The sequence below is a fragment of the Candidatus Paracaedibacter symbiosus genome (genome assembly GCF_000757605.1).
GTDB lineage: Bacteria > Pseudomonadota > Alphaproteobacteria > Paracaedibacterales > Paracaedibacteraceae > Paracaedibacter_A > Paracaedibacter_A symbiosus.
Window position 1 is genome coordinate 200,558 of record NZ_JQAK01000004.1, and the last position, 26,449, is coordinate 227,006.

Annotated in this window: 23 protein-coding genes, 1 tRNA gene and 1 pseudogene; 12 read left to right on the forward strand and 13 right to left on the reverse strand. The window is 42.7% G+C overall.

Annotation, left to right across the window (positions count from 1 at the left end; all coding sequences use genetic code 11):
- Window positions 1–78: 78 nt before the first annotated feature.
- Both IG80_RS0109425 and mfd read left to right on the forward strand, forming a co-directional pair.
- Entirely contained in the window at window positions 79–327 is a 249-nt protein-coding gene (locus IG80_RS0109425; protein WP_032113792.1) for an FAD assembly factor SdhE, read from the forward strand.
- Window positions 320–3,748: a transcription-repair coupling factor gene (mfd, locus tag IG80_RS0109430; RefSeq protein WP_032113793.1), complete on the forward strand. Its 3,429-nt coding sequence runs from the start codon at window positions 320–322 to the stop codon at window positions 3,746–3,748. Before IG80_RS0109425 ends, mfd begins: the two co-directional genes overlap by 8 nt.
- Window positions 3,749–3,942: 194 nt before the next feature.
- Here mfd and IG80_RS0109435 read toward each other — a convergent pair whose 3' ends face one another.
- Window positions 3,943–4,371, reverse strand: a complete 429-nt coding sequence (locus IG80_RS0109435; RefSeq protein ID WP_032113794.1) for a DUF2750 domain-containing protein — start codon at window positions 4,369–4,371, stop codon at window positions 3,943–3,945.
- Between the two features lie 259 nt (window positions 4,372–4,630).
- Window positions 4,631–5,065 carry an FKBP-type peptidyl-prolyl cis-trans isomerase gene (locus tag IG80_RS0109445; protein ID WP_156962153.1) on the reverse strand — a complete coding sequence of 145 codons (435 nt, stop codon included), beginning with the start codon at window positions 5,063–5,065 and terminating at the stop codon, window positions 4,631–4,633.
- Between the two features lie 241 nt (window positions 5,066–5,306).
- Between IG80_RS0109445 and IG80_RS0109450 the strand changes: the two genes are divergently transcribed.
- The gene (locus tag IG80_RS0109450) at window positions 5,307–5,768 is read left to right on the forward strand and encodes an FAD synthase family protein (RefSeq protein WP_052046310.1); all 462 of its coding nucleotides are present in this window, start codon (window positions 5,307–5,309) and stop codon (window positions 5,766–5,768) included.
- On the opposite strand, the gene IG80_RS0109455 is transcribed toward IG80_RS0109450, so the two are convergent.
- Window positions 5,746–6,240, reverse strand: coding sequence for a PaaI family thioesterase (locus tag IG80_RS0109455; protein ID WP_052046311.1), 495 nt, complete (start codon window positions 6,238–6,240; stop codon window positions 5,746–5,748). The genes IG80_RS0109450 and IG80_RS0109455 overlap by 23 nt on opposite strands.
- A 159-nt stretch (window positions 6,241–6,399) precedes the next feature.
- Between IG80_RS0109455 and IG80_RS0109460 the strand changes: the two genes are divergently transcribed.
- On the forward strand, window positions 6,400–6,594 hold the full coding sequence (locus IG80_RS0109460; RefSeq protein ID WP_032113797.1) for a hypothetical protein: 195 nt from the start codon (window positions 6,400–6,402) through the stop codon (window positions 6,592–6,594).
- 119 nt (window positions 6,595–6,713) lie between these two features.
- Here IG80_RS0109460 and scpA read toward each other — a convergent pair.
- Window positions 6,714–8,839, reverse strand: a pseudogene (scpA, locus tag IG80_RS12620) (methylmalonyl-CoA mutase).
- Window positions 8,840–9,087: 248 nt separating this feature from the next.
- On the opposite strand from scpA, the gene IG80_RS0109470 reads away from it, so the two are divergent.
- On the forward strand, window positions 9,088–10,260 hold the full coding sequence (locus IG80_RS0109470; RefSeq protein ID WP_032113798.1) for a multidrug effflux MFS transporter: 1,173 nt from the start codon (window positions 9,088–9,090) through the stop codon (window positions 10,258–10,260).
- A gap of 137 nt (window positions 10,261–10,397) precedes the next feature.
- On the opposite strand, the gene IG80_RS12625 is transcribed toward IG80_RS0109470, so the two are convergent.
- From IG80_RS12625 to IG80_RS0109480, 3 genes are all read right to left on the reverse strand, one after another.
- A complete protein-coding gene (locus tag IG80_RS12625) occupies window positions 10,398–10,670 on the reverse strand; it encodes an NUDIX domain-containing protein (RefSeq protein WP_084756385.1) in 273 nt (90 codons plus the stop codon).
- A 124-nt stretch (window positions 10,671–10,794) separates the two neighbouring features.
- Complete coding sequence (locus IG80_RS16590; protein WP_269517187.1) at window positions 10,795–10,926, reverse strand: hypothetical protein; 132 nt, start codon at window positions 10,924–10,926, stop codon at window positions 10,795–10,797.
- Window positions 10,923–11,792: a peptidylprolyl isomerase gene (locus IG80_RS0109480; protein ID WP_032113799.1), complete on the reverse strand. Its 870-nt coding sequence runs from the start codon at window positions 11,790–11,792 to the stop codon at window positions 10,923–10,925. The genes IG80_RS16590 and IG80_RS0109480 overlap by 4 nt, the downstream gene beginning before the upstream one ends.
- 184 nt (window positions 11,793–11,976) lie before the next feature.
- On the opposite strand from IG80_RS0109480, the gene secA reads away from it, so the two are divergent.
- Window positions 11,977–14,730 (forward strand): preprotein translocase subunit SecA, encoded by a 2,754-nt coding sequence (secA, locus tag IG80_RS0109485; protein ID WP_032113800.1) that lies wholly within the window; start codon window positions 11,977–11,979, stop codon window positions 14,728–14,730.
- Window positions 14,731–15,405: 675 nt separating this feature from the next.
- On the opposite strand, the gene IG80_RS0109495 is transcribed toward secA, so the two are convergent.
- From IG80_RS0109495 to IG80_RS13435, 4 genes are all read right to left on the reverse strand, one after another.
- Window positions 15,406–16,188, reverse strand: coding sequence for a DUF2608 domain-containing protein (locus tag IG80_RS0109495; protein ID WP_198027347.1), 783 nt, complete (start codon window positions 16,186–16,188; stop codon window positions 15,406–15,408).
- Window positions 16,189–16,227: 39 nt separating this feature from the next.
- A tRNA-Pro gene (locus tag IG80_RS15220) sits at window positions 16,228–16,303 on the reverse strand.
- Window positions 16,304–16,587: 284 nt separating this feature from the next.
- Complete coding sequence (locus IG80_RS0109500) at window positions 16,588–17,952, reverse strand: MFS transporter (RefSeq protein ID WP_052046314.1); 1,365 nt, start codon at window positions 17,950–17,952, stop codon at window positions 16,588–16,590.
- A gap of 627 nt (window positions 17,953–18,579) precedes the next feature.
- Window positions 18,580–19,881: a DNA topoisomerase 2-like domain-containing protein gene (locus tag IG80_RS13435; RefSeq protein WP_052046315.1), complete on the reverse strand. Its 1,302-nt coding sequence runs from the start codon at window positions 19,879–19,881 to the stop codon at window positions 18,580–18,582.
- A gap of 462 nt (window positions 19,882–20,343) precedes the next feature.
- On the opposite strand from IG80_RS13435, the gene erpA reads away from it, so the two are divergent.
- The 5 genes from erpA to gatB all read left to right on the forward strand — a co-directional run bounded on the left by erpA (window position 20,344) and on the right by gatB (window position 24,853).
- Entirely contained in the window at window positions 20,344–20,679 is a 336-nt protein-coding gene (gene erpA, locus IG80_RS0109510) for an iron-sulfur cluster insertion protein ErpA (protein ID WP_032113802.1), read from the forward strand.
- Window positions 20,680–20,704: 25 nt separating this feature from the next.
- Window positions 20,705–21,472: an exodeoxyribonuclease III gene (gene xth, locus IG80_RS0109515; protein WP_032113803.1), complete on the forward strand. Its 768-nt coding sequence runs from the start codon at window positions 20,705–20,707 to the stop codon at window positions 21,470–21,472.
- 110 nt (window positions 21,473–21,582) lie between these two features.
- A complete protein-coding gene (gene gatC / locus IG80_RS0109520) occupies window positions 21,583–21,870 on the forward strand; it encodes an Asp-tRNA(Asn)/Glu-tRNA(Gln) amidotransferase subunit GatC (protein ID WP_032113804.1) in 288 nt (95 codons plus the stop codon).
- A 12-nt stretch (window positions 21,871–21,882) separates the two neighbouring features.
- Window positions 21,883–23,370 carry an Asp-tRNA(Asn)/Glu-tRNA(Gln) amidotransferase subunit GatA gene (gene gatA / locus IG80_RS0109525; RefSeq protein WP_032113805.1) on the forward strand — a complete coding sequence of 496 codons (1,488 nt, stop codon included), beginning with the start codon at window positions 21,883–21,885 and terminating at the stop codon, window positions 23,368–23,370.
- Between the two features lies 1 nt (window position 23,371).
- On the forward strand, window positions 23,372–24,853 hold the full coding sequence (gatB, locus tag IG80_RS0109530) for an Asp-tRNA(Asn)/Glu-tRNA(Gln) amidotransferase subunit GatB (protein ID WP_032113806.1): 1,482 nt from the start codon (window positions 23,372–23,374) through the stop codon (window positions 24,851–24,853).
- Between the two features lie 117 nt (window positions 24,854–24,970).
- Here gatB and mlaD read toward each other — a convergent pair whose 3' ends face one another.
- Together mlaD and IG80_RS0109540 are read right to left on the reverse strand one after the other, a co-directional pair.
- Window positions 24,971–25,432 carry an outer membrane lipid asymmetry maintenance protein MlaD gene (gene mlaD, locus IG80_RS0109535; protein ID WP_032113807.1) on the reverse strand — a complete coding sequence of 154 codons (462 nt, stop codon included), beginning with the start codon at window positions 25,430–25,432 and terminating at the stop codon, window positions 24,971–24,973.
- 16 nt (window positions 25,433–25,448) lie between these two features.
- Window positions 25,449–25,919: a Dps family protein gene (locus IG80_RS0109540; protein WP_032113808.1), complete on the reverse strand. Its 471-nt coding sequence runs from the start codon at window positions 25,917–25,919 to the stop codon at window positions 25,449–25,451.
- 213 nt (window positions 25,920–26,132) lie between these two features.
- Between IG80_RS0109540 and IG80_RS0109545 the strand changes: the two genes are divergently transcribed.
- Window positions 26,133–26,369, forward strand: a complete 237-nt coding sequence (locus tag IG80_RS0109545; RefSeq protein WP_156962155.1) for a hypothetical protein — start codon at window positions 26,133–26,135, stop codon at window positions 26,367–26,369.
- Window positions 26,370–26,449: the final 80 nt, after the last annotated feature.

Sequence of the window (26,449 nt, forward strand, 5' to 3'; positions counted from 1 at the left end):
GGTGACTAAAATATGTGTTAACATTTGGGGGGATTCTCTGTAAAATTACTATAATTTGAGAGACATTACACGTACGCCATGATTAATATCCGTCTTAAAAAAAAACTACGCTTTCAAGCTTGGCATCGTGGCACAAAGGAAAACGACCTTTTACTGGGCCGCTATGCCGACGATCGCCTCCCCAAGCTTTCTGATATACAAGTAATGCTGTTTTTAGACTTCATGAATGAATCAGATCTTGATATTTTCGGCTGGATTGTGCACAAAATAGCCCCACCACTCATCTTCAAAGAATTGATCAACGACATCATTCAGTACCATGAATAACAATAATCTCTTAACCGGCGTTGCCGACGGGTTTGAACCCTTTATTATCCAGCAGTGGTGGCTGACGCAAAAGCGTAATATCGTCTTTCTCGCCCATACAGAGGAAAAAGCCGAGCGCGCCTATGCTCAACTTAAATTACTGATGCCGGCAGCTGAAATTCTCTTCTTCCCCGCCTGGGATTGCCTGCCCTACGACCGTGTTTCGCCCAGCAGCGATGTGGTAACGACCCGGCTTTTGACTCTTCAAACTCTCATCTCAGCTTCTACTAAGCCAGCCATCGTTGTCACTTCTGTCAATGCTTTTTTGCAAAAACTTCCACCTAAACAAGCACTCCAACAACAATCAATGACTCTTGCCGTGGGAGAAAGTCTGAATCGCGATAATTTTATAAATTTCCTGATGGAAAAAGGGTATCACCGCAGCGATACGGTTCGTGATATAGCTGAGTTTGCAGTACGCGGAGACATTATTGATCTTTTCCCCATAGGTGTCGAAGCACCGATTCGTATTGACCTATTCGACGATGAGATTGAGCGCTTACGCTATTTTAATCCAGCCAGCCAAACAACGATTGGGACGACAGAAAGGATTCAACTGCAACCCGTAAGCGAAGTTGTCCTAACCCCTGCAAGTATTTCTAACTTTCGCACCGCTTATCGCGAGTTGTTGGGGACTAAATTTGGTGGACTTCGGGGAACAGAACCTAAGAATATACCGCTTTATGAAGCAATTTCTGGCGGGAGACGTTATGCTGGTATGGAACATTGGTTGCCACTATTTTTTGAAGAAACTCAAACACTTCTCGATTATATTGATACCCCTGATCTCTTAGTTGATTTTCATGCAGCCGATGCGGTTCATCGACGACTTGAGCTGGTGCAGGATTATTATTTAGCGCGCGCTCACACAATTCCAGGTGATAAGTCACCTGGCTATCATCCTGTCCCCCCAGAATATCTCTATTTAACGGCAGCAGATTGGGAAGAATATTTAAAGCAACCAACAACCTATCAAACGACGCCCTTTAGTGAGGCAAGAGGCCTCGATTATGGCTGTCGCGTCGCTCCCGATTTTACAGCTGCGCGTCAACAAGGAAAAGTGTTCGATGAACTGCAGCAGCTGTTGCACAATCGCCATCACAAACAGATCATACTCTCCTCTCTCACAGATGGGTCACGCGACCGGTTCCATAACTTATTGGCAGAGCATGAGCTGGATCTTTTTGAGCCGTTAGAGAGCTGGCCAACGCCCGAAGTCGCCACCTCACTCATTACATTTCCTATGGAAAAAGGGTTTGAGACCCCAGAATTTTTGCTTCTCACCGAACAAGATCTTTTTGGTGAAAAGCTGGTACGCGTGCAAAAGGCCAAAAAAGCCCGCAAATTCTTGCTTGAGACAACAGATCTGTCGTCGGGTGATTTAGTTGTGCATCAAGACCACGGGATTGGGCGTTATCAGGGGTTGCAAACCATTGAAATTAATGGCGCCCTCCATGACTGTCTTTGCCTTATGTATGAGGGCAACGATAAATTGTTTTTGCCAGTTGAAAATATTGAGGTGGTCAGCCGTTATGGCAGCGATGATTCCATTGCCCAACTGGATAAACTTGGCTCTGCCGCCTGGCAGAATCGAAAAGCGCGTGTCAAAAAACGTATCCGCGAAATTGCTGATTACCTGATCAAACTCGCCGCCGAGCGCTCACTCCGCGAAGGCGTCTTGCTCGAGGCTTCTGCCAATGATTATGACCGATTCTGTGCCCGATTCCCTTACCCTGAAACCGATGATCAATTGCGCGCCATTGAAGAAACCTTAAACGACATGACCAGCGGTAAACCCATGGATCGTCTAGTTTGTGGGGACGTAGGTTTTGGCAAAACGGAAGTTGCTTTGCGGGCTGCTTTTGTTGCCGCAGCGGCGGGCAAGCAAGTCGCCATTGTCACCCCAACAACCCTTTTGTGTCGCCAGCATTTTAAAACCTTTAAAGAGCGTTTTGAAGACTTTCCCATACGAATTGAACAGCTTTCTCGCTTTGTCCCGGCAAAACAAGCTTCTCAAATCAGAGCTGATCTTGCGGAAGGCAAAGTGGATATCGTTATTGCAACCCACACCCTTTTTTCCGAGAAAATCAAATTCGCAGGTCTTGGCTTGCTGATTATTGATGAAGAACAACACTTTGGCGTTAAACAAAAGGAAAAGCTCAAATCCCTTCAAAAAGATGTTCATGTGCTAACATTAACGGCAACCCCCATTCCACGCACTCTCCAACTCGCTCTCACTGGTGTACGCGAGATGAGCCTCATTGCCACCCCCCCTGTGGATCGGCACGCAGTGCGTACTTTTGTTATGCCCTATGATGGGTTGACTTTACGCGAAGCCATTTTACGGGAATATTATCGCGGTGGTCAGATTTTCTATGTCTGTCCGCGCTTGGAAGAATTAAATAAACTTTATCTGGAATTAAAGCAGCTCGTCCCTGAAATTAAAATTGTCATGGCCCATGGTCAAATGCCCGCCACACAATTAGAAAATGTCATGACTGAGTTTTACGACCGACATTATCACCTGTTGCTCTCCACCAATATTGTCGAATCAGGTATCGACATTGCCACGGCCAACACCTTGATTATTCACCGCGCCGATTTATTTGGCCTTGCCCAGCTGTACCAACTGCGCGGGCGAGTTGGCCGATCGAATATTCAAGGCTATGCTTACCTCACCTTGCCGCCCACCCAACAACTCTCCTCCAATGCACAAAAACGGTTAGAGATTATGCAAACTCTAGACAAACTGGGCAGTGGCTTTACCCTGGCTAGCCATGACATGGATATCAGAGGCACAGGCAATATCGTGGGTGAGGAACAATCAGGGCATATTCGGGAAGTGGGGGTTGAGTTGTACCAATCCCTGTTGCAGGAAGCCATTATGATGGTGCGAGCAGAGCAGGAAAATCTGGTGCCTCTTGATCTTGAATGGTCCCCCCAAATTAATGTTGGGACCTCCGTCATGATTCCAGAAGCTTACGTGGCTGACTTGAATCTGAGGCTCAATCTGTATCGTCGTATTGCCGGTCTTGAAACACGCGCGGAGATTGATGCGTTTGCCTCAGAAATGATCGACCGTTTTGGTAAACTGCCGCAAGAAGTAAAAAACCTGTTTGAGATTATTGAGATTAAATCATTGTGCCGCAAAGCGCGTATTGAAAAACTTGATGTAGGGCCGAAGGGGGTCTTGATTGCGTTTCGCGATAATACCTTTCCTAATCCCACAGGCTTACTTAGTTATTTGAGCAATCCGAAAATGGCTGCAAAACTAAGACCAGATCATAAGGTTTTCTTTGCTCGCGAATGGCCATCCACTGAGCAACGGGCCAAAAGCACCAAAATGATTTGTGCCAATTTAGCTAAATTAATCGATAGTTGAAATTTCCTTGCTCTCTTCTCAAGGGGTCATCCTAAAGACAACAGCCAGGTTTATAGTTAGGGTGACAGCCAAAAAAACCTCTTTAAGGAAGCGTGTTTTCGACAGATAGAGTCGGATACTAAAACTTACCCCCAAAATACCTGAAAAAGCTGTTTTTTGCCCTCTTTCGGTATCTTGGGTAGAATTAAAAGCCCTTATCCGTCTATCTCATCTTCTGACTGAATTGGCAATTCAACAACTTCACCATTCACTTTCTTAACCAGCATATCCGTTAAATCAAAGGGGGTGAATTCGCGACCAATGCCATCTTTATCCCAGTTAAGACCAATGGTGCAATGCGCTTCTTCAAGCTGAGGCACAAAATCATTCATGAAATAATCCAAGGTCATTTCCTCTGGATTTGCTTCTTCCCCAGCCCAAGCTTTCGCAACATCCACATAAGATTTTGTCCACACAGGGACAGCAACTAATGGTTCTTCATTTTCATCAACATATTCTGTTGAGTCTGTTTGCAAACAATTATTATCCACTACCAGAACATAAACCATCTCTGTTTCAATGGCCTCTTCAACGAACTTTAGAGAATCTTGGCCAGTTTTTTCATGAGCATTACCATTAGTCATTGACTGTTCTTTCGTATATTAGGTTCTTTTAAACCTTGTCATTGTTTGATAAAATTTCTGTGCAAAGATTACCGCTTTCTGCTTAAAAGAACAAGACACTTTGATGTAAAATATGTGGGCTGTGTGAAGGAAAATTGAAAGAAGTTCATTTTGGCTGTTTTTTTGCCTGCCAATTTCCCCAACTTTCTCGTAGCGGGGTGCACTTTCTTGTGGAAAGAAAAACAACTCCTCCCTAAAGAAGAGCTGTTAGTTTGAGCATTTAGCCCTTAATTGATATAAGTTCAACTTCAAATTTTAGGGGAGAATTTGGCTTAATAATTGCGCCAGCCCCACGGGATCCATAAGCCATGTCAGCAGGAATGGTAAGAATGCGCTTACCACCAACTTTCATACCAGGAATACCTTCATCCCAACCTTTAATCACGCGACCTTGGCCAACGGTAAAGCTGAATGTTTCCCCACGATCTTTTGAGCTATCAAACTTTGTCCCATCTAATAATGTTCCTGTATAATGCACTTCTACTGTGTTGCCTTTTTTAGCTTCATCACCAGTGCCAACAACAACGTCTTCGATTTTCAATCCATTTTCCATACTTTTTACTCCTTGTGTAGCTTTTTCTTGGTTGACCGGTTGAGTCGCCATTGCTGATGTTAGACATGCCGTCATTAATAACGCAAAAATTGTCTTATTCATAAATACCTCTCTTAGTTATACCTAAAATACGTGAAGAGTTGGAATTATGTCCAGCAGATTTGAGGTGACTTTTATTTTCGCGCGACGCGAATAGGAATCACTCTTTTAGGAGCGTCAAGATAAAAGCGAGCCCAAAGATGCGAAGACAGAACCCGACTTCTTCAGATATATTGGGTATATATATCTTTCACTATTAATGCTATCTTTTAACGAAAACAAGAGAGTTATTGAAGGAAAAAGAGTGGACAACAAAATTTTTAGATACCCCCAAGATCCTCTACCTCCTATTCTGGGCACAAAAGTCCTTGTTGGCGGGTGTTTTGACTTGCTTCATTATGGCCACTTATCATTCTTTAAAGCAGCAAAAAAACTGGGAGATAATTTAATTATCAGTCTGGAACCAGATTTAACTATCCGTCGTTTGAAACAAGCCTCCCCAATTCATACCCAAAACCAACGCGCTGAAATCCTGTCAGAGCTTCTTTGCACCGACTATATCTTGCTGCTGCCCGAACTTCATAATTATGACGACTATTTGATGCTTGTCAAAACGGTAAAACCAGATTTTTTAGCCGTCACAAAAGGGGACCCTCAAACTGTTAACAAACAAAAACAAGCCCTTGAAATTGGTGCCCTTGTTATTGAAGTGAATCAGGTGATCGAGGGTCTTTCCAGCAGCCTTATTCGCCGGAACCATTTGTAGGGACGCCTATAGGCATGAGAGCGCAAGTCGTTGTCCCAAAAGCATAAAGCTTACCCTGTTCATCATAAAGTTTCCCCTCAGCAGTGGCGATAGTTCTGCCACAATGAATCAGCTTACCCTCAGCGCGGATAGCCCCTGTCTTCACGAGCACGGGACGAATGAAATTAACCTTTAATTCTAAAGTGGTAAAAGCTGTACCTGGCGAGAGCTGTGTTTGGATCGCGCATGCCATCGCGGAATCCAACAAGGTTGAAATATAACCTCCATGAATACAGCCAATCGCATTATAAAACTTTAAATCAGGCGTGGCAGTAAAAACAGTAAAACCATCACTTAATTCAGTGATAATCATATCCATCGTCTCTGAAAAAGGCGGGCGCGGTAAGTCACCATTTTTAAGTTTTTGCAAAAAATCCATTCCAGAAAGCTTCAACGCTTCTTCCTTTGATACAACACCTACTGGCGTATTCATTGTCTTTATCTCCCCTACTTTAAGTTGAAGATATATTGTGTCAAATTCCCTAAAAAAGCCATATATTTATTGAATTACTGCTTTCCACAGCATCTTCTTCTTTCAAGTAAAATCAGTCTCTCATGGCTGCCAATAAAGAATCCTAGGTTAGTAAAGATTATGGCTAAAATCGTTATCAGAAAAGCTACTATTGAGGACATTGAAGCACTTGCTGAAGGTCACCTTCAATGCTGGCAAGAAATTTATACGACTCTTTTACCAGCTGAAATTTTAACCAGAAACGCTCGTCTGGGAAAAAAATCATCGGCTTTTGTGCCTGGACGATGGGAGTTGGTAAAGCTAATATTAATTTAAGGTAGAAAAATCCAAAAAAATTATCAATGAATGCCATTAAATTTTTCATAAGTTACACAAATAAAAACTTAACATCTATTTTACCAATACTGTCAATATACTAAAAATTTAACTAATTTTTAATTTTCTAATAATTTAAGAGTTTTTGAGACTACTTCAAGTATTTTACTGCCGGGGGTGAAGATGAGTTTTACACCTGCTTTTATCAGAAATTCATGATCTTGAGGTGGTAAGATTCCGCCACAAATAACTTGGATCTCTGTCGCATTTTGACCTTGAAGTGTGTTAATGAGGGCAGGAACCAGAGTTTTGTGACCTGCTGCAAGGGAAGAAACGCCCACAAAATGAACGTCATTTTCAATGGCTTGCTTGGCTGCTTCTTCTGGAGTTAAAAAGAGTGGCGCTAAGTCTACATCAAACCCACAATCCGCAAAAGCTGAAGCAATGATTTTAATGCCCCGATCATGACCATCTTGCCCCAATTTGACTAAGAGAATCCTGGGTTGACGGCCTTCTTTTGCCGCAAAAGCTGCCACTTGTTCTTGAATGGCTTTAAATTCGTCTTGATGCTGCATTGCTTTATACCATACTCCTGTGACAGCCTGAAGTGGGGGATGATAACGACCAAAAACCGATTCCATCGCGCTGGAGATCTCTCCCAGGGTTGCTCGATAGCGCGCAGCCTGAACCGCTGCTTCCAGCAAATTACCTTTTTTTGTTGTCCGGCAATTTGACGTAAATTTTCCAAAGCTTCCCCACACGCAGAAGAATCGCGGGTTGCTTTAATGATTTCCAGCTGCGTCACCTGAGATTGGCGCACAAAGTCAGTATCAATATCCAAAACCGGTATTTCTGGCTGTGAATCTGCTGCATATTTATTGACCCCAACGATGATATCTTTTTGCATGTCCCAGCGGATTTGCCGCATTGCTGAAGTTTGTTCAATCTTGACCTTTGGGACGCCAAGCTGAATTGCTTTTGTCATCCCTCCAAGTTCTTCAACTTCTGCAATTAATTCTTTGGTTGCAATGATTAATTCGTCGGTCAACGACTCGACATAATAACTTCCTCCCAAAGGATCGATTGCTTTGGTGATATTGGTTTCCTCTGCAATAATTAACTGGGTATGCCGGGCGATTCGGGCGCTTTCTAAAGTGGGAAGTCCAAGGGCTTCATCAAAAGCATTGGTATGAAGTGATTGTGTTCCCCCCAACACCGCCGCCATGGCCTCAATAGTGGTGCGAACAATGTTGTTGTGAGGGTCCTGAACAGTGAGGCTTACTCCTGAGGTTTGACAATGAGTACGCAACATCAAACTTTCAGGCTTTTGGGGGTTAAATTGTTGCATGAGCTCTGCCCACAATGCTCTGGCCGCCCTTAACTTGGCTACCTCCACAAAAAAATTCATGCCAATGCCGAAAAAGAAGGAAAGTCGCGGGGCAAATTGGTCGATATCCAGCCCAAGAGCCAGGGCTGTCCGCACATACTCAAGCCCATCAGCCAACGTATAGGCAAGTTCTTGAGCTGCAGTGGCGCCAGCCTCGTGCATATGATAGCCAGAAATAGAAATGGGATTAAATTTGGGCATCTTTTCGCAAGTATAAGCAATAATTTCACCCACAATGCGCATGCTGGCTTCAGGGGGGTAAATGTAAGTATTGCGAACCAAAAATTCTTTTAAAATATCGTTCTGCATCGTGCCGGAAAGATCACTTAATGAAAAACCATATTCTTCAGCCGCCACAATATAAAACGCCATGATGGGGATGACAGCGCCATTCATGGTCATTGAAACACTGATGATATCCAGGGGGATTCCTGAAAAAAGACTTTTCATATCCTCAACAGAATCAATGGCAACACCCGCCTTCCCCACATCTCCAACCACCCGCGGATGGTCAGAGTCATACCCCCGATGGGTCGCCAAATCAAAGGCAACAGAAAGGCCTTTTTGCCCTCCTTTTAAACACTCATGAAAAAAAGCGTTGGTGGCTTCCGCTGTAGAAAATCCGGCATATTGACGAATCGTCCAGGGGCGCCCCGTATACATTGTCGCGCGCACACCACGTGTGTAAGGCGAAATTCCCGGAAGGGCACGATTTTGACTCTCAGGTTTCAGATCGCCTAAAGAATAAAGCGGCTTTAAGGTAAATCCGTCGAGAGTCTGCCAATTAAGTTGCGTGAGGTCTGAGGATTTAGTCTCATTTTTTGCTAACTTTTCCCAAGTTTCCCATGTTTGTGCCATTGCTCCACTCAACTCGTTTTTCATAACTTATGATAAGTGTAAAGGGAAAATTATTAAAACGTCTATAAAATCATTTGACATTGATTATGATCGTTATTATTTTGCGATTATCAATCCTAGCTAGCAGGCGGTCATCACCGTCAGTATTTTCCCCCCAAAAAAAATTAAGAGATTGCTTTATCGCATTCACTTGGCGAGATAAATCATCATAATTAAAAATTTTAATATGGAGCTATACCGTGTCTGGTATGTTTTTACCTTTGTTAATTTTATCCCTGGTCGCAGGGTGCATTGAAGTTGATATTTCTGTGCCCGGTTTTCCCGATATGGCAGCCTATTTCAATGTCTCGGAAAGCATTATCCAATTAACTGTTGCTTACAACTTTTTGGGATTCTGTTTAGCGGCTGTTTTTTATGGTCCATTGTCTGATAAATATGGACGTCGCAAATTAATGATCTTTGGGAATGGTTTACTGTTGTTGGGAGCTGGCGCCTGCGTTATCGCCCCCACCATTGACCTTTTATTGCTTGCTAGATTTATTCAAGGCCTTGGTGCCAGCGCCTCAGCTGTTGTTGTTTCCGCAATTATTGCCGATGTATACAAGGGCCCTAAGATGATCAAGGCACTCACAACCATGAATTCAGCGCTCACCATTTTGATGGCAATGGCGCCCGTGGCTGGCGGTTTTATCAACAAAGCTGTCGGTTGGTGGGGCAATTATACTTTGGTAGCGATGATTTGCGCTATCTCTTGGATCATGGTAATTTTCTTTCTACATGAAACAAAATATGAAAAGTCTGACGCCGGCTTTAAAAAAATTTGGGACGATTATAAGAGGCTTTTCAGCAGCTCTCATTTCCTCGCTCATGCCATGGTGCCAACTCTTCTTTATACCTGCTACATTACCTTTGTGACGTGTGCCTCGTTTTTATATATTGAAACGTTTGGTCTGTCGATTATTGTCTATGCACTGCACCAAGCGGCTGTGGTTGCGTCCTTCACTGGGATGAATTTATTTTCTAATAAGATTATTCAAAAAATCGGTAAAAGTGGGAGCATTTGGGGGGGAATGATACTTTGCATAGTAAGCATTATTACTTTAGTTGCGCTCAGCGTTATTGCGCCCCACTCACCTTATATGATCACAGGGTTCATGATGATTTATGGGGTTGGTTTTGCCTTAACTTACCCAACGGTTTTTGCTGACTCTTTGGAGATATTTCCCGACGTTAAAGGAACAGCAGCGTCGGTGATTATGAGTTTACGCACTTTAGCCTGCGCCGGGTTTATTGGCTTGGCGAGTTTCTTTTTTAACGGCGAACCATTGCCCGTATTTCTTGTCCTCTTAAGCGCTATTAGCTTTGCAGCATTGTGCTGCGGGATAATCTTACAGGCTGACCGCAGAGTTAAAATGAGCTGAACAGTTGACTATATTTTATAATAAGGGGTGAACGTGCACATTCGGCTCAGGCATCCGAAATTGAGAAATTTGGCTAGGGTCAATCCAGAGTAACCCCGGTTGCCCTTCAAGCAAAGCTATCTCTCCTTGCCATTTTCTCAAAATAAAAAAGAAAAATCGACATTCTTTTCAGGGAGTTGGTAGGTAAAAAAAGTCAAAGGCTCTAGATCTTGTAAAGATAAGTCTATACCTAACTCTTCTTTCAATTCGCGCTTTAAGGCCTGAGGCGGTGCTTCACCTAATTCAATTTTGCCGCCAGGAAATTCCCAATATCCCCCCCATTCCTTATCCAAGGGACGTTGAACAATCAAAATCTGGTTGTGAGCATTTTTTAAAATAGCTGCCACGACAAAAATTGTAGTTTCAGACATGATGAATATAAGACCTCCAAAAATTATCATTGCGAGGCGCAAAAGCAGCGCAGCAATTTCCTCAAAGATTATAGAGAAAATTGCCACGGGCCATGCGAGGCCTCGCAATAATGTGAGAAGTTAACTACTTCTTAGAGTCATCCTTTTTTGTTTCTGGAGCTGGAGCAGCGGAAGGCGCACCAGCAGCTTCTGCAGGCTTATCAGCCATTGGCTTACCATCCAAACCAACTTTTTCAACTTTGGCATCGGCTGTCACTTTGTCCAAAACATTTTAGCAAACTTTTGGAAAGTGATTTGCTTCAATTCTGGTTCGAGCTGTTCAAAAGTTGGTTGTGGTGCGGGAGACTTGTCGTTTACACGAATCACGAAGAACAACTTGTTACCAGCTAATTCAACAGCAATTGGCTTAGCAATCAAGGTTGCTTTTGCAGCTTTTGTCACTTCTTTTGCGATATCTGGTGGAAGCGCGTCCATACGGATGTAATCCATATCGCCACCTTCAACTTCTTTACCACTCTCTTTTGCTTCTTTCAAAGCGGCTTCAAAATTGCTTGACTTCTTCACAGCGTCGATAAACTTCTTCGCATCTGCTTCAGTTTTAAAGATTGCTTGGCTTAAGCGAACTTGGTCAACTTTTGGCAAAATCTTAATAACTTCATCATAAGCCTTTTTCAGTTCTTCAGTAGTCTGCAACTTGGCAACTTCACGTTCCAAGAACGTCTTTTGCAACATCGCTTCTTGACATTCAGCAATACGGCGGGCAACTTCTGCATCTTTTTCAAGACCTTGGTTCTTTGCTTTCGCTGTGATGATTGCCAAGTTAATGGCATTTTGCAGCAATGGTTCGTAGATTTCTTTAATCGGCGCACCTTGAATATTGGCAGGCAATGATTTTAATTGTTCTTTCAGCTGGCCAAAGGTAATTTCCACGTTTTTACCATCAATAGTAACCTTCGCGACGACAGTTGCATCGTTAATGGCAATAGGTGCATCCGCTGGTTTTGCCGCCTCAGTTGTTGCTTTTGCATCTTTATCAGCTGCTTTCTCAGCAATTGCGGAAGCTGGGAGAACCGCAGTTAGAGCCAATAAAAGCCCTAATTTTTTGGAAAAACTTGCTATCATAAAACTTAGTCCCTTAAAAAAAGAATGTCCCACAATCTGGTTTTTTACCCAAATCGTTGTTTCTTTTTTAAAATAGATTTAAAGTATACGCAATACGTGAAGTTATTGACATTTTAGATTAAGATAACAATAAAGAGATAAATGAAGTCGCTATGGGCCTAAACATCAAGGGTGTCCGTAGTTTTTGAGGCAGGAATATGATAACAAATTTTATAAAAAAATTTTTGGGTCAGCAAATGATCGTTTAGTAAAACGCTATTTTAAGATCGTTGAGAAGATTAATAAGTTCGAGGACAAGTATGCCTCGATGTCAGATGAGGAACTTCAAGCACAAACTGGGTTGTTTAAAGAGCGTCTTGCTAACGGGGAAACATTAGATGATATCACCCCTGAAGCTTTTGCGGTGGTGCGTGAAGCATCTAAGCGCGTCCTCGGTATGCGTCCTTTTGATGTGCAGCTTGTGGGGGGACTTGTGCTCCACAGTGGGCAGATCACTGAAATGCGCACTGGTGAAGGTAAAACCTTGGTGGCGACACTCCCCATTTACCTCAATGCCTTAACTGGCAAAGGGGTCCACCTTGTCACGGTCAATGACTACTTGGTTCAGCGTGACGCAGCTTGGATGGGGCAGATCTATAATTTCTTAGGCTTAAGCTATGGCTGTATCGTCCATGGCTTAACCGATGAACAACGCCGTACTGCTTATAACGCGGACATCACCTACGCCACAAACCACGAGCTTGGGTTTGACTATTTGCGCGACAATATGAAATTCCGCTTAGGCGATATGGTTCAACGCCCCTTCCACTATGCCATTGTGGACGAAGTCGACAGCATCTTAATTGACGAAGCGCGGACACCCTTGATTATTTCTGGCGCAGCCGAAGATTCTTCTGATCTTTATGCCCAGGTTAATCTCATTATTCCAAAGCTAACACCTGAGCATTATGAGAAAGATGAAAAGCAACGCTCTGTTGTTCTCAACGAAATCGGAATTGAGCGGGTAGAAGAATTATTGCGCCAGGCAGATCTTCTTAGAGGTGAGACTCTTTATGATGTGCAAAACATTGGCCTTGTTCACCACGTCAATCAAGCTTTGCGCGCCCACATCCTTTTCACTCGTGACGTGGACTACATGGTGAAAAATGATAAGGTCATGATTATTGACGAATTCACTGGTCGTATGATGGAAGGTCGCCGTTACTCCGAAGGATTACACCAGGCGCTTGAAGCCAAAGAAGGTGTCACCATCGAGATGGAAAACCAAACTTTAGCATCGATCACCTATCAAAATTTCTTCCGAATGTATCCAAAATTGGCAGGTATGACTGGAACAGGGATGACCGAAGCAGGTGAATTTGAAGAAATATACAAGCTCTCCGTTGTCGATATTCCCACCAATGTGCCAATTGCTCGTATTGATCATGACGATGAAGTTTATCTGACAGCGGCTGAAAAATATCAGGCAATGATTGAGACCATCAAAGAATGCCGCAGGCGCATGCAGCCGGTTCTGGTGGGGACAGCCAGCATTGAAAAGTCAGAGCATATTGCTAAATTGCTTGAAAAAGAAAAGATTCCCCATCAAGTTTTGAACGCCCGTTACCATGATAAAGAAGCCTTAATTATTGCTGACGCTGGCTATCCAGGTGCTGTGACAATTGCCACCAACATGGCGGGTCGTGGAACCGACATTAAGCTGGGTGGGAACTTTGACGTTCGCGTTGCTAACGAAACCGCAGGCGTGGAGGATGAACAAGAAAAACAAAAGATTATCCAGCGTGTTCGCAAAGAAATCACTCAAAACGAAGCTATCGTGAAGGAAGCTGGTGGATTGTACGTTATTGGTACAGAGCGTCATGAAAGCCGTCGTATTGACAATCAGCTGCGTGGTCGTTCTGGTCGTCAAGGGGATCCCGGCGCTTCCAAGTTCTATATCTCATTGCAGGATGATCTGATGCGCATTTTCGGCTCTGACCGCTTGGATGCGATGCTGCGTCGTTTTGGCGCCAAGGAAGGCGAAGCAATTTCTCACTCCTGGATCAGCAAGGCGTTGGAACGAGCGCAGCAAAAAGTTGAGGCGAGAAACTTTGATATTCGTAAGCATCTATTGCGTTACGATGACGTGATGAATGATCAACGTAAGGTAATTTATGAACAACGCCGTGACTTAATGGATGTGGCTGACATTAGCGAAACGATTCAGGAGATGCGTCACGAAGGTCTTGAAACAGCGGTGCGTAAATTCATCCCAGAAAATAGCCTTTCTGAACAGTGGGATGGTGAAGGGCTGCAACATGACATTCATCGCATATTTGCATTGCAGTTGCCGATTATCTCTTGGACCAACGAAGAAGGGATTACTGAACGTGAAATCCTTGGCCGTCTGACACAAGCTGTGATGGATGCTGCTCTTGCAAAAGAACGCCAATACGGCGTTGAGATGATGCGTTCTGCTGAAAAATCGATTTTGCTACGCATGTTGGATCAGTGCTGGAAAGATCACTTATTGATGCTGGATCATTTGCGTCAAGGGATTCAGTTGCGTGCCTATGCGCAAAGCAATCCGTTGAATGAGTATAAACGGGAAGCATTTGTTTTATTCCAGGAAATGCTTCATCGTTTACGGGAAGAAACAATCTTGATTATCAGCCACTTGGAAATGCATGTTCCAGATCCGTCGGTTTTTGATTCTATCTTAGGTGAGGGGATTAACTTCGATAAGTTCGAAGAACAAACTCCTGATTGGACTGAGTCAGATATCGAAGCTGGAGCAAGTTCTGCTGATGTTAAGACATTCCCAAAACGTAAAAAGGCAAACGAGAATGTTGTAATAGATCCCAATGATCCATCTACCTGGGGCAATACCCAGCGCAACGCGCTTTGCCCTTGCGGATCTGGTAAAAAATACAAACATTGCCACGGTGCTTTAACTTAGATTGACTCTTTTCGTTATTGCGAGGGCCATAAGTGGTTCTCGTAAATGACGCTCAAAGAGACAACCGTTGACAGCCATTGTTGATGTTGATGCTATTATCTCAACAAAATTGTAATGCAGATGAGCAAATCACGAGCCGCCTTAATCGCTACGAGACTGTTGCCACACACCTAGCTAGCATTGCTAAGCGATAAGCATCTCCTTCAACTCCTCGAAAATGCCCTACCTTTACATTCTGGCAGGGGGGAATATAGGTATCGCTAGAAAATAGCTGGGATCCCAACCTTTATTAAGAAAATTCCGCTAACGGATCTGGAACGACAGCCAGAAAACAGAATGTCAACGGCAAATTTATTTGGGTTACTCCTCTATTATCAGTATGGCGTGGGGTCGGCTGGGTTTACCGCTTGGCGCGAGCTTGCTACTCATATTATGACCACGAACTGGGGCCTCGCCAAAATTTTCCTTTACTTTATCACTAGCGTGCACTTCCAAGAGCAATCCATTCCCCTATGACCATGGTTCAATTAATGGTGTTAGAGAAAATGGTTTATGAGGAGTTAATGGTAACATTTTTTATTTATCATCATCTCTCACATTGGCAATAGGGGCTAGGTTCTGTGCACCTAATTCACACAAAGATGATTTTATTGAGGGAAATGAGGTGCACAGAGCCTAAGCAAAATCAAAGTTTTTCGAGGCGAGAAGTTTTTCTGCTTCTGCTTCACTCAACCATCGAAGCTTACTAATTAAATGTTTGTATTGGAGCTCAACTATTTTCTCGTCTAATGATCCGAATAAAGAATAAGCCTTTCGAAAGTGAAATCCATGATAATTAATGCCACGTGCTTTGGCTTCACTGGCTACTGACTCTAAATTCTCAAGCCTATCATCAATAAAAACAATACGGTCAGGATGGTAATTCACAAAATCTAAGAAAGCGCCCAGCGCCTCCCCCTTAGAATAATCCGTACTAAAAATAATTCCCTTTTGAAAGACCGGATAAGAATACTCACGCTGAGGAAGTTTATTAAGGACAATTCGAGAATGTTGGGGAAAGGAATGGTCAAATGTAAAACCCAGTTTATCCAGCTGGTTGCAACGCCAATCTTCTAACTTTTCAATTTCACCTCTACGCCCTACATCACAAGCTGTCAGGGCAATGCATTTCGCATTTTTAGTCAATATTTCAGAGAAAATAGAAGTCAAACTCTTATCCATAATTTGAATTTTGGCATTCTTAAGAATAATACTTGACAACTTTTCAGAATGATCTTTAGGCAATGGGTCCATAAATAATTTCCGAAATTTTAAGGCAACCTCAGCCCCAAAAGGCCAAAACACTTTGTCTTGGCAAATGATAAGGACGTAATCAACATCAAAGATAAAAAGAGTCTCAATTTTTGGGTCATCAAGAAAAGAATGAAGTGAAGAAAATTTATTAATGATTGGGTACATGGTCTTTCTCTTTACGTCAATAAATGCAACTGGAAATGCTGGGAGAGGGAGAGCTGGATTTAAACCATTATTATCCGAGCCCATGCCGGGTGTTTTCCCCCTTAACTATCCCCCTCCAAATTAGGAAAGAGACTTTAACTAATACAATAATTAGATAACTTGGTTAAAAAAATGGAATTAGATGGTTCTATTTAACTTAGATATTTTTGAGATTTATAGGTTATATTATTTGCTAACTATAAAATCCCACCATTTATTCAGAAGCTATAAAATTAAGAGTCATACCTTGAAAGAAATAAGCGTAAAAGAATAGATATATCTCTCATGGAAAGAGCAGAGCCACCCCCTTGACTGAGTTTGCAGGTTTATGTGAGGCGATCAACTCTCTTTAATCCTACCTTAAGAACCCTGTGAAACTTTTGGAGAGGGTTTGATTTTCGAGCGCCGTTTACTCTCCAAGATTATATCTTTTTCAAGTTCTTCAAAATGCCTAACTCCCCATAGGAATCCTATATTCACTGGAATTAGAATGAGCCATAAACCATAATAACCTAAGAATTTAGTTAAATATACAAGACTAAATGATGTTATCAGATACATTATGGCTCTGCTTAAAGCATACACAAAACTCGCTGCTGTAAATCGTTTTAAGGTAGGAAGATATTTTATAAAAACCGACACACCAGGAATGGGCGACAATGCAGTGAGCAGAATAAGGGTCTGAATCAAAAAAATGTGGAAGTGATTGCTCGATTTCATGATGGCTATGGGAAGGAGTAAAGACAGGAATAAACTCATTTTCCCCCTTATTTCTAATATTTTTAGGGGATGAGTTTTACAGCTAATAGCACATAATAAACTAATTATGACAAGGGAAATAATCGATAGTAAGAAATTATGAAAGATAACTTCCTCAGAAGTATAACCGTACACCTCTTTGAGCGGTTGATTGAAATACATATAAGCCAAATAAAAGGAAAGAGGCCAACCACAGTAAACGATAAAGTAAGCCCAAAATGTTTTTCTGCCGATCTTCTCTTCATTAATCAACTTTTGGGTTAAGATGACCTTAGAAGGCGATCCTTTTGTATTTCCCCCTTCATCTTCCAATCTTTTCGTCAGTTTTCTTCTTTTAGTTAAGAATTCTGAGGTTTCACGGAGACGTGTTCTTGCCATAGAACCGATAACAGCAATACCAGCGCCTATCCAGAAAGCTATGCGCCAATTGAATCCAAAGTGAGTCACAAGAGAAACAATGCCAAGAGCAGCAACAGCTCCAATATAAGAGGCAATTCCTATAAGAGCTACAGCAGGATATTGAGCAGGAGGTTTAGTGATTTCTGTTACATAGATCTCAGCTCCCATAATCTCTCCCATGGAAGAGAGACCTTGCATAATACGGCATCCTGTAACTAACCAAGCAGCAGCAATCCCTATCTGCGCATAAGTAGGCAAATTTGCCATAATAACACAGGAGATGGACATCATCATGGTGGTAATGATAACAGTCGGTTTTCGCCCTATATGGTCACCAATATAACCAAACAACAAAGCTCCAAATGGCCTTAAAACATACGTTGAACAAAAAGCAAACGCTGCTAGTAAGGAAGCTGTATGCGGATCAGTTTTAGGAAAAAATAGCTCATTAAGAAGGATAGCCATATGCACGTACAGCATAAGGTCAAAGTACTCAAGGAAAGTTCCAATTTGTAAAAGCCCAACGGCTTCTTTTTGGCTACGTTTTAACGAAGAAAACACACGCATTTTTTTATAGGTACTTTATAAAAAAGTTTCCTTCTTTAATGTATATTGTTAATATTTTTTTTATTACAGGAAAATTTTATTCAATAATTCTCTCTTACTCTATTTTTATCTCAGTACCCGATATACTGGGGAAGGAGAAAAGGAGAAGTGTTAAGAGGTGAAGAAATATTCCTATAAAAAGAAACATAATTTGTTTGCCGGAAAGACGCTGCTTTTTTACTCCTATTAAGTTTAAAATCCCAGAATCTGATTATTTCAGGTCAAGCACAAGAAAATAAAACTCTTGCCATTTTGGGAAGAAAGAATTTCCTGCTCATCAAAACTCATTTAGGTGATGCCCGATTTACAGCAAATGTTCTTAAAAAAATAAGCCAGATAGTAGGAACCACCTGATCAGTTTACTATAAGGCTCTGACAAACAATAAGGAGAGATGGAAAGCGCCTAAATCTCTGTAAGCGCCTTCTACCCTTTTTGCAATCTCCTGTTGTACCAATCTTGGCGTCCCCTCCTCTCTTCAGCTCTCTTTATGCAATTGTTGATACCTAAAATCTGCCAAGAAGCCTATTGATAAGGGACTTAATTTATCAGGAAAGCTAGCCGCCTCCTTGTCCTTGCTATTTAACATTTTAGCTGGTAAGTACCTGTTCCACTACTACCTGGCTGTCGCTGCTGGGTGTTGGGAGGTCTTGTACTACTGGTGTCTGTTCCCCTGTAAAGCCTGCTGGTGTCTGTTCCTCTCCACTAGGGCTTGCCGGTGGTGTCTGTTCCTCTCTACTAGGGCTTGCCGGTGGTGTCTGTTCCTCTCTAGGGCTTGCCGGTGGTGTCTGTTCCTCTCTACTAGGGCTTGCCGGTGGTGTCTGTTCCTCTCTAGGGCTTGCCGGTGGTGTCTGTTCCTCTCTTCTAGGGCTTGCTGGGATGCCGCCTGTTGGAGTATCTCCTACTCGTGGGCTCCTCGGTTGATCTCCAGTAATCATTGAGGGATACAGCTCATTTCTTACCTCGTTAAGTGGTAAACATCCGACGTCTCCTGCTGATTGTTGTGTTTGAACAGGAGAGTTTTCCGTTCTTATTGAAGACGTGAATAAAGTTCCACCTATTTTTTTCTTAGATTGGTCCGCTTGTGGCTTAAAAGAAGCATATAACTTACGTTGTTTAGCAAGATGCTGAATGGTGAAATCTGGACTAACGCGTTCGCCCCACTTTTTTGACTTCTCTTCCAAAAAATTCAGAAGTGAGCGATCCGGTGCTTGGAGACTCTCAATTTCTTTCCTCAACTTTTCCACAGGCTTTGAAGCTTTTTGAATCTTCTCATTCTCTACACCAATGAGGCTCTTGGCAATATCTTTATTAATATCATTAAGTCGGGTAAGTAGGTACTCGAGATTAATTTTCAGAGATTCTGGTTTAGTAGTTGGATATTTCTTAAAAAAGTTAGCAAGAATTCTATAACGTTCGGCTTTTGACAATGCATACTCGTCTCGTTCTTCTGCAGAACTCCAGGACTCGCCAGAGAATCTACCGAACAAAGATTGGGGAGGGGATACAGAGGTATCTGTAGATTGATTTTCTGCATACGCTTGAAAACTACTATACCTTTTTTCTAAATTATTACGCTTTTCTTTGAAGAGGTCTAAAGAGTCGGATGCCAATACTTTAATCCCTTCATTGCCGTTATATATATCAGCATACCGGCTCTCTTCAATCATTGTAGTCAAATGAGAGTACTGAGAGTTAAATGGCTCGTAGTGCTCTTTAGCTTTTGCGAGCTTTTCAGAGGCGCTCCCTGAATCATTCCATATTTCAACCCAAACATTAGCTCTGGCTGGCAATGATGAATTATTTTGAATTTTTTCATTCGGTTCGTCCGGTGTTGCGAAGACAGTACTACTTAAAGCTAATGATAAACTTAACAAGAATTTGCCTAACATTTTAAAAACTCCAATAAATGTTAACTAAATTAACAATTTAAAGTAATCTTAAAAGATAAATAAGCCTGCAGGAAAAAAACATGAGCTTTAACATATACTTTTTATGCAGGCCTCGCGACGCTATATATTTCGCTGCAAGAGAAAAATTTTGAGGTATTTTTAGCTGGAAATGATGTCAAATTTCGATGGAATATTTTATCCACTGCGAATGTTGAGTTTTCATCAATAAACTCGGTACCTCAACTTAACAGGCAATCTTTATTGGATTCTTGGATGCCGCCCATCAATCCCCCAAAAGAATAGTAGATTGTGCTAGACTCTTTTCCTTAAGTTCGAGATAATAACGGAAAATAAAAACCTAACATTTTCTCGAATTCAGTATACTTTATAAAGTAGACTCAAAACACCTGAAGAAGCGAGATTATGAGCAGCAGATTTGGGTATATTTAGAGGAAGCAACCTATGACACATCAATTTGCCGTAACGGATAATGCCGCCAAGCGAATTTTAGCTCTGCTCAGCACAGAGCCAAACAAAGACCATTTACGTTTACGCATCAGTATTTCTGGGGGGGGGTGTTCAGGCTTTCAATATCACTTTATTTTGGACGACCAGAAACAATCAGACGATTTGATTTTCGCAAATAATGGTGCAGAAGTTATCGTTGATGAAACATCGCTTGGGCTTTTAGAAGGATCAATTTTGGATTATGTAGAAGACATGGTTGCCTCCACCTTTGTCATTAAAAATCCGAATGCCGCCGCCTCTTGTGGTTGCGGTAATTCATTCGCTATTTAGATATTCTCAAAAACTGGTAATTTTAATGAAAATCGTCACCTGGAACCTGAACTCCATTCGCGCTCGCCTTGAAAGATTTACTGAGTGGTTGGCTGAAAACAGCCCCGATGTCTTGTTATTGCAAGAAACCAAATGTGAGGAGCACGCCTTTCCCAAAGAGGCTATTGAAGACCTCGGCTATAACGTGGTCATCCATGGCCAAAAAACCTTTAATGGTGTGGCTATTCTCTCCAAATATCCTATTGAAGATTTGCAATGCGGACTACCAACTTATACTGAAGACCCTCAGGCCCGCTATATTGAAGCCGTCACCAATGGAGTGAGAGTTGCTTCTGTTTATATCCCTAACGGTCAGGATGTTGGTACCGAAAAATACGCGTATAAACTCAGCTTTCTAGAGCGTCTCCGCCAACATCTTGCCCACACTTTGCAATACGAAGAAGCCTTTGTGATTGGGGGCGATTATAACATCGCACCAACGGATCTTGATGTGGCGGATCCCAAAGCTTGGCATGAGGAAATCCTTTGCTCAACAGCGGAGCGCAAGGCCTTTAATGCCCTGTTAAACCTAGGCTACCGGGATGCTTTTCGCATCGATCATCCAGCAGAAAAAATCTATAGCTGGTGGGATTATCGTAGCCAAGCTTGGCCAAAAAACGAGGGCTTACGCATCGACCATCTTCTTTTATCACCTCAAGCCACGGATCGGTTGGAAATCACTGGAATTGATAGGACGCCTCGTGGTAAAGAAAAAGCATCGGATCATGCACCTGTGTGGTGTTTGATTGGATAAAGGGTTTAGTATAATAGGCAGGATGTGAAGGATTCATTTTTAACCTATTTGGAGCCATCCGCAACCCTCATTTGTAGTTATTTGTTTTCAACTTAAGGAAAAATTTGACAATGTCGTTAACTCTTGAAGACGTGAAAAAAGTTTCTCGCCTCTCTCGTTTGAAGTTTTCAGATGAAGGATTGGTTGCCATGCAACAACAACTCAATGGAATTGTGCATTGGATTGATCAATTACAGCAGGTTGACACCAACGGTGTAGAAATTTTCTCTGATCAACAAGAGCAACAAATACCCGAGCGGCAAGATGTTATTTGCGATGGCAATATCGTTGAAGCCATCCTGGCGAATGCCCCGGAAAAAGCACATGACATGTTTGCTGTGCCAAAAGTTGTTGAATAAAAGGAAACGCCAATGACAAAAACAACCTTAACTGATTTAACTTTGGTAGAAGCTCGTGATGGCTTACAAAAGAAAGAGTTTTCCGCCACTGAGTTAACCCAAGCGTTCCTCGACAACATGGCTAAAAACAAACATCTCAATGCCTATATCACACAGACGCCAGATCTAGCCATCGACCAAGCTAAACAATCTGATATCCGCCTCCAACAAGGCGGAGCCCGACCCCTAGAAGGTCTGCCACTGGCCATTAAAGACTTATTCTGCACTAAAGGTGTCCGCACCACGGCTGGCTCCAAAATTTTAGAAAATTTCGTGCCGCAATATGAATCCACCGTCTCCCAAAATCTGTTTGATGCGGGGGCGGTAATGCTCGGCAAAACCAACATGGACGAGTTCGCCATGGGGTCTTCCGGTTTGACCAGTTATTTTGGCGGCAGCATCAATCCATGGCGCGAAAAAGATCGTCCAGAAAAAGACATTGTCCCAGGCGGTTCTTCCGGTGGCTCGTCTGCTGCTGTAGCCGGAAAGCTTTGTCTTGCGGCAACTGCCTCTGACACGGGTGGATCCATCCGTCAGCCAGCGGCCTATTGCGGTTTAGTTGGGATTAAACCGACGTACGGTCTTTGCTCTCGCCGCGGCATGGTGGCGTTTGCATCTTCTCTTGATCAAGCAGGCCCTCTCACTCACACGGTGCGCGATGCCGCTTTAATGCTCCAAACAATGGCAAGTTATGATCCGTGGGATGCCACCTCAATTGACCAACCAAAACATGACTTTTTGGGCAATCTCACCAATGACATTAAAGGGTTAAAGATTGGCATTCCAAAAGAGTACCTCGAAAATCTCCCCGCCACGACAGCAAAAATCGTGGAACGAGGAATTGAATGGGTGAAGAGCCGTGGTGCGACGGTTCATGAAGTAAGTCTGCCAACCACACCTCATGCATTGCCGACCTATTACATTATTGCTCCAGCTGAGGCGTCTTCTAACCTTGCTCGTTATGATGGTGTTCGTTATGGGTTGCGCGTTGATAGCAGCACCTTGGACGAGCTTTATGAGAATACCCGCTCTGCTGGTTTTGGTTCTGAAGTCCAACGCCGGATCATGATTGGGACTTATGTATTATCGGCAGGTTATTATGACGCCTATTACCTGAAAGCACAACGCCTCAGAACTTTGATTGCCAATGACTTTGCGCGGGTCTTTACCGGCGTTGATTTGTTGCTGACTCCTACGACGCCAAGCTCAGCTTTTGCGATTGATGAAAAGCCAACAGATCCGGTCACCATGTACTTAAATGACATCTTCACTGTTACCGTGAACTTAGCGAATCTTCCAGGCATTTCCATTCCTGCTGGTTTGGATGAAAAAGGACTCCCACTTGGCCTCCAGCTGATTGGACCCGCGATGTCTGAACAACGCCTGTTGAACGCCAGTTTAGCGTTGGAAGAATGTGCTGATTTTGCGTCTCAAGTCAATGATCTAAGAAAGGTCGCCTAACATGTCTGACACAACAAATTACATTGAAGGTCGTACAGGTCTTTGGGAAGTAGTAATTGGGTTAGAAGTTCATGCGCAAGTGAGCTCCAAAACTAAATTATTTGATGGTTGCTCCACTGAATTTGGCGCTGAACCTAATACTCAAATTGGTTTTTTTGGCAGTGCCATGCCAGGCATGCTCCCTATTTTGAATAAGGTATGCGTTGACCAAGCAATTAAAACCGGTCTGGGAATTAATGCCACCGTCAACCAACTTTCTGTTTTTGATCGCAAGAACTATTTTTATGCCGATCTTCCGTGTGGCTATCAAATCTCCCAGTTCACCAAACCAATTGTCAGTGGTGGTTACCTGGATGTCGATTTGGATAATGGCGAGACAAAGCGCATTGGGGTCACCCGCCTCCACCTCGAAATGGATGCTGGCAAAAGCACCCACGACCTTCATCCTAGCAAAACCTACATTGACCTCAACCGTTGTGGCATTGCCCTCATGGAAATTGTGTCTAATCCGGAGATGCGCACCACCATGGAAGCGATGGCTTATGTGAAAAAACTGCGGACAATCTTGCGTTATCTTGGCACTTGTGATGGCAACATGGAGCAAGGCAGCATGCGCGTTGACGCCAATATTTCGCTTCGTCGTCCAGGCGCCCCCCTTGGTACTCGTGCTGAAATTAAGAACGTGAATTCCATCCGTTTCCTTGGTCAAGCATTAGATTATGAAATTGGCCGCCAAATGGAAATTCTGGAAGATGGTGGCGAAATCGTCCAAGAAACGCGGCTGTTTGATGCGGGTAAAGGAATCACTCGTTCCATGCGCAGCAAAGAAGATGCCCATGATTATCGCTATTTTCCAGATCCTGACTTGCCACCACTTCGCCTTACCAGTGCCCGCATTGAGGCTGTAAAAGCAACCTTACCTGAGTTGCCTGACGCCAAGCAAAAACGTCTGATGGATGAGTTTGACCTCCCAAAATACGATGCATCTGTTTTGGTTGGAGAACAAGAAATTGCACATTTCTATGAAGCAGCAGTTGCGGCAAGCAAAGCTACAAACAAAGCCCAAGCGGCCAAACAAATTGCTAACTGGCTGATGGGCGAAGTCTTTGCTGCTCTTAACCGTGATGGCGGTTCAATCACCACTATGACCTTAACTGCAGCGCATTTAGCAGAATTGGTCGACCTGATTTTAGACGACACGATCTCTGGCAAAATTGCGAAAGACGTGTTTTTAAAGCTTTGGGAAACTGGTAAAGCCCCAAGCCAATTGGTTGATGAATTAGGATTGAAACAAATCACTGATACGGGTGCCATTGAACAAGTCATCGATACCATTCTTGCTCAAAACGAAGATAAAGTTGCAGACTACCGTTCTGGTAAACACCAGCTTTTCGGCTTCTTCGTTGGTCTGGCAATGAAAGCCACCCAAGGAAAAGCTAACCCTGGCATCGTCAACGATATTTTAAAGAAAAAACTTGGTTAAAATAAGGGGAGGCTAAGCCCTTCCCTCTCCCCTTTATGTCTTCGTAGCTTTAAAATTTATAAGCAAATCTGATGAGCCCTAAGATGACAGCTGGAGGGGGGAACTTAGTTTTTGCGTTTATTTAGGATCACTTTTAGCATTACTACTGCTAAATAAATATTTTCCAATCAATGCCTCAAAACTTAAAGCCGATTGTGTGTGAATCACGGCGTCCCCATTCTGAAGACTTTCTTCAGCGCCACCAGGGACAAGGGCAATATATTTTCCTCCCATAAAACTTTCGCTGACAATCTCAGCTGAAGAATCTGTGGGAATACGTAAATTAGAAGAAACTGTAAACGAAACAACAGCCAAAAAGGTTGATGGTTCAATTTTTATATTAAAAATTTTACCAACCTTAACGCCGCTTATCTTAACATCGTTGCCAACAACGAGCCCATCAATACGATCAAACTTAGCATGCAGCATAACCCCCTTTTCTGAAACAGTGGAACTGGCCCGATAAGCGATACTCAAAAAAATTCCAGCTACCGCTAAAACGATAGCGCCCATAATGGCTTCAACAACGTTTGATTTCATAACTTAATTAATTTTCTTATTCTAAATGACTACGCAGCATCCATGCATGCTTACTTAAAAGACGAATGCGTTCAACCAATAAATCTGAAGTGCCCACATCGCGTACTGAGTCAGCAATATCCATTATCTCAACACTGCGGCGAATGAGTAATTCATGGTCCAATGTTAATTCTCTTACCATGTCTAGCGCTTCAGGTGAACCAGTTTCTTCTTTAATAGCACTGACAGAGACATATTCAGCAAAGCTGGCAGGCGCATAAAACCCTAAAGCACGAATTCGCTCAGCAATATCATCAGCTCCTGCTTCAAGATCACCATATATGTCCTCGAATAGCTTATGCAATTGTGAAAAGAGGGGCCCCACAACATTCCAATGATAATTCCTTGTTTTCAAATACAAAATTGTTGTATCTGCCAGAATGCGAATCAGCCCATCACTCACAACTTTGCGATCTTTTTTGTCAAGACCGACATCCATTATCGACATTTTGCCTCTCCTTCAATAACCCAACTAAACTCCAAAAAACAGCCTAGAAGATGTTAGTTTTTCAGATAAAGTTACTATACCACACAAATCCTAATTTTTTGTAAAATTCGCTTCTGTACCCAACTGATATTTTATTAAAAATTTACTATTTTTTAATTCCAATAAGAAACACTTAAAGAGGTAACAATATAAAATTTGGGCTTACTGATTGAGATGAGAAGTATTTTCTGGCAATGCCTTATTTTTAGTCTTTGCAGTGTGACCGCTGGCTGCGATTTTTTGCGCCCTAATTCTGAAGACCTCCTCAAGCTGGGATGGGCCAAACAACCTAAATGCCCTAAAGAACCTACCCCCCTTTATTGCTATGAGACCCTGGGCCGAACTGTCTGTCACTCTGCCCCTCTTGATAATCAGAATCGCCTGAGTGGCTATTATGGCCCAAAACCTTAGATTCTTTCGCCCTTAATTCCCACAAAAATTCTTGCATTGGTGGATTGGGAAATTAAAGACGTTTCAACTTTAGCGCTTTA

What these genes read in the sequence shown, in the direction of transcription:
- IG80_RS0109425 (WP_032113792.1), top strand. Translation starts at nt 79, where the DNA reads ATGATTAATATCCGTCTTAAAAAAAAACTACGCTTTCAAGCTTGGCAT.
- mfd (WP_032113793.1), top strand. Translation starts at nt 320, where the DNA reads ATGAATAACAATAATCTCTTAACCGGCGTTGCCGACGGGTTTGAACCC.
- IG80_RS0109435 (WP_032113794.1), bottom strand. Translation starts at nt 4,371, where the DNA reads ATGACTAATGGTAATGCTCATGAAAAAACTGGCCAAGATTCTCTAAAG.
- IG80_RS0109445 (WP_156962153.1), bottom strand. Translation starts at nt 5,065, where the DNA reads ATGAATAAGACAATTTTTGCGTTATTAATGACGGCATGTCTAACATCA.
- IG80_RS0109455 (WP_052046311.1), bottom strand. Translation starts at nt 6,240, where the DNA reads ATGAATACGCCAGTAGGTGTTGTATCAAAGGAAGAAGCGTTGAAGCTT.
- IG80_RS0109460 (WP_032113797.1), top strand. Translation starts at nt 6,400, where the DNA reads ATGGCTAAAATCGTTATCAGAAAAGCTACTATTGAGGACATTGAAGCA.
- IG80_RS0109470 (WP_032113798.1), top strand. Translation starts at nt 9,088, where the DNA reads ATGTTTTTACCTTTGTTAATTTTATCCCTGGTCGCAGGGTGCATTGAA.
- IG80_RS12625 (WP_084756385.1), bottom strand. Translation starts at nt 10,670, where the DNA reads ATGTCTGAAACTACAATTTTTGTCGTGGCAGCTATTTTAAAAAATGCT.
- IG80_RS0109480 (WP_032113799.1), bottom strand. Translation starts at nt 11,792, where the DNA reads ATGATAGCAAGTTTTTCCAAAAAATTAGGGCTTTTATTGGCTCTAACT.
- IG80_RS0109495 (WP_198027347.1), bottom strand. Translation starts at nt 16,188, where the DNA reads ATGTACCCAATCATTAATAAATTTTCTTCACTTCATTCTTTTCTTGAT.
- IG80_RS0109500 (WP_052046314.1), bottom strand. Translation starts at nt 17,952, where the DNA reads ATGCGTGTGTTTTCTTCGTTAAAACGTAGCCAAAAAGAAGCCGTTGGG.
- IG80_RS13435 (WP_052046315.1), bottom strand. Translation starts at nt 19,881, where the DNA reads ATGTTAGGCAAATTCTTGTTAAGTTTATCATTAGCTTTAAGTAGTACT.
- erpA (WP_032113802.1), top strand. Translation starts at nt 20,344, where the DNA reads ATGACACATCAATTTGCCGTAACGGATAATGCCGCCAAGCGAATTTTA.
- xth (WP_032113803.1), top strand. Translation starts at nt 20,705, where the DNA reads ATGAAAATCGTCACCTGGAACCTGAACTCCATTCGCGCTCGCCTTGAA.
- gatC (WP_032113804.1), top strand. Translation starts at nt 21,583, where the DNA reads ATGTCGTTAACTCTTGAAGACGTGAAAAAAGTTTCTCGCCTCTCTCGT.
- gatA (WP_032113805.1), top strand. Translation starts at nt 21,883, where the DNA reads ATGACAAAAACAACCTTAACTGATTTAACTTTGGTAGAAGCTCGTGAT.
- gatB (WP_032113806.1), top strand. Translation starts at nt 23,372, where the DNA reads ATGTCTGACACAACAAATTACATTGAAGGTCGTACAGGTCTTTGGGAA.
- mlaD (WP_032113807.1), bottom strand. Translation starts at nt 25,432, where the DNA reads ATGAAATCAAACGTTGTTGAAGCCATTATGGGCGCTATCGTTTTAGCG.
- IG80_RS0109540 (WP_032113808.1), bottom strand. Translation starts at nt 25,919, where the DNA reads ATGTCGATAATGGATGTCGGTCTTGACAAAAAAGATCGCAAAGTTGTG.
- IG80_RS0109545 (WP_156962155.1), top strand. Translation starts at nt 26,133, where the DNA reads ATGAGAAGTATTTTCTGGCAATGCCTTATTTTTAGTCTTTGCAGTGTG.